The sequence below is a fragment of the Actinophytocola sp. genome, from assembly GCF_036002505.1.
Classification (GTDB): Bacteria; Actinomycetota; Actinomycetes; order Mycobacteriales; family Pseudonocardiaceae; genus DASYTH01.
This window is the reverse complement of record NZ_DASYTH010000381.1, coordinates 1-3,394: the sequence shown is the minus strand read 5'-3', so window position 1 is coordinate 3,394 and position 3,394 is coordinate 1. Positions and strand designations below refer to the sequence as shown.

3 protein-coding genes and 1 pseudogene are annotated in these 3,394 nt (G+C 70.4%); 1 reads left to right on the top strand and 3 read right to left on the bottom strand.

Annotated features, from left to right (window positions below):
* The 3 genes and pseudogenes from VGR06_RS33545 to VGR06_RS33535 form a co-directional block, all read right to left on the bottom strand.
* A pseudogene (locus VGR06_RS33545) lies at positions 1 to 297 on the bottom strand (hypothetical protein); the annotation flags it as partial.
* Positions 294 to 1,232, bottom strand: a complete 939-nt coding sequence (locus tag VGR06_RS33540; protein ID WP_327563208.1) for an ABC transporter ATP-binding protein — start codon at positions 1,230 to 1,232, stop codon at positions 294 to 296. The pseudogene VGR06_RS33545 and the gene VGR06_RS33540, both read right to left, overlap by 4 nt.
* 105 nt (positions 1,233 to 1,337) lie before the next feature.
* Positions 1,338 to 2,285 (bottom strand): PHB depolymerase family esterase, encoded by a 948-nt coding sequence (locus tag VGR06_RS33535; protein WP_327563207.1) that lies wholly within the window; start codon positions 2,283 to 2,285, stop codon positions 1,338 to 1,340.
* Positions 2,286 to 2,433: 148 nt separating this feature from the next.
* Between VGR06_RS33535 and VGR06_RS33530 the strand changes: the two genes are divergently transcribed.
* The coding region (locus VGR06_RS33530; RefSeq protein ID WP_327563206.1) for a tannase/feruloyl esterase family alpha/beta hydrolase at positions 2,434 to 3,394 on the top strand (961 nt) is incomplete at its 3' end.

Below are 3,394 nucleotides of genomic sequence, written 5' to 3'. Positions count from 1 at the left end.
CCGGCCGCGGTGCGGGGTGGCCAGGAACGTCGGCGTGACCGTCTGGTGCCGGAACTCGCCGGTCACCCCGATGATCCCCAGGATGAGCCCGAAGATCCCCGCGGCGGCGGCCGAGCTGAACATGTTCTTCTGCCCCGCCGCGGTGGCCACCGGCGGATTCGGGTTGCCCTGCTGCCCGTCCAGCCCGATCGTGAGGCTCACGCCGAGCGCGGTCAGCCCCAGCGCGCCGAGCAGCAGCCACAGCCACAGCTTGGTGGAGTACAGCTTGCCGAACTCGGCCCTGATCAACCTGATCATGAGGCACCCCCGTCAACCGACCCGAAGTGCTCGACCGAGCCGGTGTCCCCGGTGAGCGCGAAGAAGATCTGCTCGAGGTCGCTGCGCTCGGTGGCCAGCTCGTGCAGCTCGATCCGCTCGACGAAGGCGACGTGGCCCACCTCGGCGGTGCTCGGGCCGGTGATCCGCAGCGCGCCGTCGTCCAGCTTGTCGATCTCCGCCTGGCCGTCCAGCGCGGCCACCAGGCGTTCGGCCTCGGGGCTGCGCACCAGCACCGCGTGGCCGTGATGCTCGGAGAGCTCGGCCAGCGTGCCCTGGCGGACCAGCCGCCCGTTGTTGATGATCACGATGCTGTCCACGGTCTGCTCGACCTCGCTGAGCACGTGGCTGGACACCAGGATCGTGCGCCCCTGGCTGGCCAGTTGCCGCAGGAACTGGCGCAGCCACACGATTCCCTCGGGGTCGAGGCCGTTGGCCGGCTCGTCGAGGATGAGCACCTGCGGGTCGCCGAGCAGGGCCGCGGCCAGCCCGAGCCGCTGCCGCATGCCCATCGAGAAGCCCTTCACCTTGCGGTTCGCCGCGCTGGTGAGCCCGACCAGCTCCAGCACCTCGTCCGCGCGCCGGCTGGGGATCCCGCTGACCGTGCAGTACACCCGGAGGTGGTTGCGCGCGGTGCGGGCCGGATGGAAGCTGCTCGCCTCCAGCAGCGCGCCCACGGTCGTCACCGGGGTGTGCAGCTCGTTGTACGGCCGGCCGCCGATCGTCGAACCGCCCGCGTTCGGCGTGACCAGGCCGAGCAGGCAGCGCAGCGTCGTCGTCTTGCCGGCCCCGTTCGGGCCGAGGAATCCGGTCACCGTCCCCGGCTCGACCGTGAAGCTCAGGTTGTCCACGGCTTTGACCGTGCCGAACGTCTTGGCCAGGCCGGACACGGTGATCCGGCCGGACTCGTCCTCCATAGGTCCCCCTTCCAGGTGCTGACTGGCCTATCCAACACCTAAGGGGAAGCGCGTTCCGTACACCTCGCGGTTGATTCGCGTCATTCGTTGGGTTGATATCCCGGGTCACCCGTCGAGGTGCCAGGTCATCCCGAGCTGCCACGCGGCGCAGATGTTCACGTCCAGAACGAACGCGGTGGCGTGCCCGCACTGGCCGGTTCCGGTGCCCGGGTCGACGGGTTGGCCGTGCCCCATGTTGGTGATCGAGTACGTCTCGACGACGGTGCGGCCGGCGGCGGTGCGGTACACCGCGTGCGGGTAGCCGGCGACGGTGTCGGTGGCCGTCGGGGTGGCCGGGATGCCGTGCACGTTCGTCCACTGCTCGACGAGTTCGCGCTGGTTGGCGGTGGCGACGGTGAAGTCGCTCGTGCCGTGCCAGATGGAGACGGTGGGCCACGGCCCGGTGCCGGCGGCGCGGACCTTGTCGCCCCACTGCGCGGGGGTCAGGTTCTTCCCCGGGTTCATGCACGAGAACGCGTCGATCAGCGTGGTGGCGCAGGCGTACGGAAGGCCGGCGACGATGCCGCCCGCCGTGAACAGCTCGGGGTAGGTGGCCAGCATGACCGCGGTCATCGCGCCGCCGGCGGACAGGCCGGTGACCGTGGTGCGGGTGGGGTCGGCGCCGGTGTCGGCGACGCTGCGGCGCACCATCTGCGCGATCGACTCGGCCTCACCCTGGCCGCGGCCGATGTCGCCGGCCTGGAACCAGTTGAAGCACCGGCTCGAGTTGTTGGCGGTCTGCTGCTCGGGGAGCACGACGGTGAACCGCCACCGGTCGGCCAGCTCCACCCAGCCGGCGTTGGTGCCGTACGCCGCCGCGGTCTGCGTGCACCCGTGCAGCGCGACGACCGTCGGCCGGCCGGCGGCCAGCCCGTCCGGGACGTACCGGAACATCCTGAGCGCACCGGGGTTGGTGCCGAAGCCGGTCACCTCCCCGATCGTCGCGGCGCTCGCCGGGCCCGTACCCGCGATCAGCCCGGCCAGGACGGTGATTACCAGGAGCAGCTTCGACATGGCGCACCTCATCGTGCTCGCGTCGCTTTGCCTCGACCGTAAGGGGCTCGCTCACTGATCGTTGAGGTGTGCGACCACCACATCCGCCGCCGCGATTGCGTCTGCCGCCCACATATCCCCGCGGCACTCCGGCTTCTACGGTCGCCCCATGCGCACCCACATTGCCCTGCTCACGGCGCTGGCGACCGCTCTCCTCGCAGCGTCCCCGGCCGGCGCCACCATCCACAATGGACACTGCGCCCGCATCGACCGCCTGCACGTGCCCGGAGCGCAACTTCAGGTCGCCGCCTGCCTCGACGAGCTGACCACCGCCGGCACTGTCCTATCCGGACACACGATCCCCGCCGACTGGGCCGGCCTCACCTCCGCTTCACTCCCGCAGCTGAGCGGCGCCCCCGGCATCCAACTCGACGGTTACTTCCCCGACACCTCCACCACCAACACCAACCACGGCTGGAACCACGACGCCCAGTTCGTCCTCCGCCTCCCCGACCACTGGAACGGCGGCCTGGTCATCTCGGGCACCCCCGGCAACCGCCGCCAATACGCCAACGACCGCGCCATCGCGGATTACGTGCTCTCCCGCGGCTACGCCTTCGCCGCCACCGACAAAGGCAACACCGGCCTCAGTTTCGCCCAGGACGGACTGCGCCCCGGCGACGCCATCCTCGAATGGCACACCCGCGTCACCCAACTAGCCCTCGCCGCCCGCGCCGTGGTTGCCCAACGCTACGGCCACACCCCATCCCAAACCCTGATGGCCGGCATCTCCAACGGCGGCTACCTCGTCCGCTGGCAGTTGGAACGCAATGCCTGGCTCTTCGACGGCGGCGTCGACTGGGAAGGCACCCTCTGGACCGCCGACGGCCCTAACCTCCTCACCTTCCTCCCACCCGCCCTCCGCGCATTCGCCGCGGGCGACCACGAGGGGATGCTGGCCGCCGGCTTCGCTCCCGGCTCGGAGTTCTTGTGGCCGTTCCACAGCCAGGTCTACTGGACCCTCACCCAAACCCTTTACCAGCAAGAGCTAGACCCCACCTACACCGGCACCCCCGCCGCCTACGACTACCCCACCCGCCCCGCCGAGGTCCACCAGGCGGTCGCCCGCA

Bases quoted from the DNA above. Each gene is read 5' to 3' on its own strand.
- VGR06_RS33540 (WP_327563208.1), bottom strand. From the start codon at position 1,232: ATGGAGGACGAGTCCGGCCGGATCACCGTGTCCGGCCTGGCCAAGACG.
- VGR06_RS33535 (WP_327563207.1), bottom strand. From the start codon at position 2,285: ATGTCGAAGCTGCTCCTGGTAATCACCGTCCTGGCCGGGCTGATCGCG.